The organism is Promicromonospora kroppenstedtii DSM 19349 (assembly GCF_000515355.1).
In the GTDB taxonomy this organism is placed as follows: domain Bacteria; phylum Actinomycetota; class Actinomycetes; order Actinomycetales; family Cellulomonadaceae; genus Promicromonospora; species Promicromonospora kroppenstedtii.
In genome coordinates, this window is record NZ_KI911722.1 from 5,040 (window position 1) to 8,480 (window position 3,441).

3 protein-coding genes are annotated in these 3,441 nt (G+C 68.2%); all 3 read left to right on the top strand.

The annotated features are described in order from the left end of the window. Nucleotides 1–187: 187 nt before the first annotated feature. On the top strand, nt 188–1,483 hold the full coding sequence (locus PROKR_RS20695) for an ABC transporter substrate-binding protein (RefSeq protein WP_036966716.1): 1,296 nt from the start codon (nt 188–190) through the stop codon (nt 1,481–1,483). A 94-nt stretch (nt 1,484–1,577) separates the two neighbouring features. Continuing rightward, nucleotides 1,578–2,531 (top strand): carbohydrate ABC transporter permease, encoded by a 954-nt coding sequence (locus PROKR_RS20700; RefSeq protein WP_036966719.1) that lies wholly within the window; start codon nt 1,578–1,580, stop codon nt 2,529–2,531. Continuing rightward, entirely contained in the window at nt 2,531–3,370 is an 840-nt protein-coding gene (locus PROKR_RS20705) for a carbohydrate ABC transporter permease (protein WP_020015912.1), read from the top strand. Before PROKR_RS20700 ends, PROKR_RS20705 begins: the two co-directional genes overlap by 1 nt. Nucleotides 3,371–3,441 lie beyond the last annotated feature (71 nt).

Sequence of the window (3,441 nt, forward strand, 5' to 3'; positions counted from 1 at the left end):
GCGCCGCCGGCGACCCGCACGACCCGGCGCCGCCCGCGGCGCCGCACCTCGAACTCGCCGGCGACCAGGCCCTCGTGACCTGGCCCGACGGCGAACGGACCACGGCAACTCTGCCCTGACCAACCATGCGCTCCGATGGTTCTCACCGGGGCGCCGCAGGACCGAATTCACTCGAAGGAGAGTTGGAATGAACCGCAAGATCATGAGCGCGCTCGGCATCGCCGCCGCCGCGTCGCTGGCCCTGACGGGGTGCGGCGGACAGGACGAGCCCGCGGCCGCCGACGGCCCGGTGACCATCAGCCTGGCCGGCTGGGACTTCGCGTCCACGCCGGAGTTCCAGACGCTCGCGGACGCCTATCACGAGGCCAACCCCGACGTCACCGTGGAGCTCAAGGAGTACCCGGCGGGCGACGACTACGACACTGCGCTGACGGCCGACCTGGCCGCGGGTGCCGCGCCGGACGTCTTCATCGTGAAGAACCTGAAGAACTACATCACGTTCCAGGAGGGCGGCACGCTGCTCGACATCTCGGACGTGGCGGGCGAGCTCGACCCGGCGACGGGCGGTCTGGAGCCGATGGCGGTCGACGGCAAGACCTACGCGGTTCCCTACCGTCAGGACTCGTGGCTGCTCTACTACAACAAGGAGCTCTTCGAGAAGGCCGGCGTGGACCTGCCTGACGGCTCCTGGACCTGGGACGACTACGCCGACGCCGCCGAGCAGCTCACCGAGGGCATCGGCGAGAAGGATGTCACGGGCACCTACCTGCACAGCTGGCAGTCCACCGTGCAGGGCTTCGCCCTCTCGCAGACGCCGGGCGCGTCGCTCGACGGCAGCGACTTCTCGTTCCTGGCCCCGTACTACGAGCGCGAGCTCGCGCTGCAGGACGCCGGCGCGCAGCCGTCGTTCGCGACCGTGACCACGAACGAGCTGGCCTACCAGTCGCAGTTCGGCACTCAGAAGGCCGCGATGCTCCCGATGGGCTCCTGGTACATCGGCACGCTGGTGGCGGAGCAGGAGTCGGGCGCCGCGGACACCTTCGAGTGGGGCATCGCGCCGATCCCGCAGCTCGACGAGTCCACGACCGGCACGGAGAACACCCCCGTGACGTTCGGTGACCCGACCACGATGGGCATCAGCTCCGGCATCGACGAGTCCAAGATCGAGACCGCCAAGGACTTCCTGCGGTTCGCCGCCGGCCCCGAGGGTGCTGCCGCGCTCGCCGAGATCGGCATCACGCCGGCCCTGATCGACGACGCCGTGGCCGACGCGATCTTCGGGCTCGAGGGTGTGCCGCAGGACGAGCTGTCGCGGTTCGCCTACACCACGCACGACACCCTGCCCGAGAACCCGGTGGGCCAGAAGACGGCCGCCATCCAGACGATCCTGGGCGAGACCCACTCGGCGATCATGTCCGAGTCCACCCCGGTGGACGAGGCGATCACCGAGGCCGAGGAGCGCGTCGCCAACGAGGTCGGCTGACCTCGACCGACCCGCGCGCCCGGGCTCGGTGGCACCTCGAGCCGAGCCCGGGCGCGCGCCCCGGACCACCACGCTTCCCAAGGAGACGAACCCCATGACGACACCGGTCGTCGGCGAAGAGCGCACCCTCGGGTTCGCGCAGCCCGACACCCGGCCTCCGCTCCGGACCCCGCGCACCTCGCTCAAGGTCCGTAACGCGCTGGTCGGCTGGACGTTCATCCTGCCGAACTTCCTCGGCTTCGCGGTGCTCACCCTCGCGCCGGTGCTCACGCTGTTCTACATCTCCCTGACCAGCTGGAACATCTTCGGCGCCGCCCAGTGGGTGGGCCTCGACAACTTCACGCGCCTGGTGGGGGACAAGAGCTTCCACACCGCGCTCGGCAACACCTTCTACTACGCAGCGCTGCACATCCCGATCACCATCGCGGCCTCCCTGGGCCTCGCGCTGCTGCTGAACCAGAAGCTGCGCGGCGCGGCGTTCTTCCGCACGGTCGCGTTCTTCCCGTACATCACGTCGATCGTCGCGGTCGCCGTCGTGTGGAACATGCTGTTCAGCCCCGAGTACGGCCCGATCAACCAGTTCCTGGGCCTGTTCATCGACGGTGGGATGCCCGGCTGGACGGTCTCCAAGGATTGGGCGATGCCCGCGGTGATCATCGTCGGCACGTGGAAGGACATGGGCTACTACATGCTCCTGTTCCTGGCCGGCCTGCAGACCGTGCCCGGCGAGCTGCACGAGGCCGCCAGGATCGACGGCGCCGGTGCATGGCAGCGCTTCTGGAACGTCACGCTGCCCTGCCTGCGGCCCACGATGTTCTTCGTGACGGTCATGGTCACGATCCAGAGCTTCAAGGTCTTCGACCTGATCCTCGTCATGACCGACGGCGGCCCGGGCCAGGCGACCCTCGTGCTCAGCCAGTACATCTACCAGAAGGGCTTCGAGCAGTTCGAGTTCGGCTACGCCTCGGCCGTCGCCGTCGTCCTGTTCTTCATCTGCATCACCGTGACCGTGGTGCAGTTCCTGTACAACAAGCGGAAGGAAGCGTGATGGCCGCCCGTCCGTCCGCCCTCCGGAGGTCCGGCCGGGTGCTGCTCTACGTGGTGATGATCCTCGCCGCGGCGGGCATCATGCTCCCGTTCGCCTGGATGGTGATCTCGTCGCTGAAGATGAACAACCAGGTGTTCACGGCGCCCGTGCAGTGGATCCCGGACCCCGTGCAGTGGCGCAACTACCTCGACATCTGGGTCAAGGCCGACATGGTCACCTGGGTGCGCAACACCCTCGTCCTGTCCGTCGCCGTGACGGTGCTGCAGGTCCTGACCGGCAGCTTCGCCGCCTACGGGTTCGCCAAGATGCGTTTCCCGGGCCGCGAGCCGCTGTTCCTGCTGTACATCGGCACCATCGCGGTGCCCTGGCAGTCGTACATGATCCCGCAGTTCCAGATGCTCTCGAGCTGGGGCCTGAACAACACCCTGTGGGCGATCATGCTGCTCCAGGCGTTCGGCGCCTTCGGCGTGTTCCTCATGAAGCAGTACTACGAGTCGATCCCCGACTCCCTGTCGGAGGCCGCGCGCCTGGACGGGCTGTCCGAGTACGGGATCTGGTGGCGCATCATCATGCCGCTGTCGGTGCCGGCCCTGGCGTCGCTGACGATCATCACGTTCGTCTCGACCTGGAACGACTACCTCGGGCCCCTGATCTACCTGCGTGACCGCGAGCTGTGGACCATCCAGATCGGCCTGCAGTCGTTCATCGGCGAGTACAACGCCGAGCACGCGCTGATCATGACGGGCTCCGTGCTGTCGGTCCTGCCGATCGCCCTGATCTTCCTGCTCGGCCAGCGGTACTTCGTCGAGGGCGTCGCGACGACGGGCGTGAAGGGGTGAGTGCCGTGGGCGCGAACCTGGCGGCCGGCGTGGGCCAGACGGCGGCCGCGGCCCCTGCGGCCGCCGGCCCG

Bases quoted from the DNA above. Each gene is read 5' to 3' on its own strand.
- PROKR_RS20700 (WP_036966719.1), top strand. From the start codon at position 1,578: ATGACGACACCGGTCGTCGGCGAAGAGCGCACCCTCGGGTTCGCGCAG.
- PROKR_RS20695 (WP_036966716.1), top strand. From the start codon at position 188: ATGAACCGCAAGATCATGAGCGCGCTCGGCATCGCCGCCGCCGCGTCG.
- PROKR_RS20705 (WP_020015912.1), top strand. From the start codon at position 2,531: ATGGCCGCCCGTCCGTCCGCCCTCCGGAGGTCCGGCCGGGTGCTGCTC.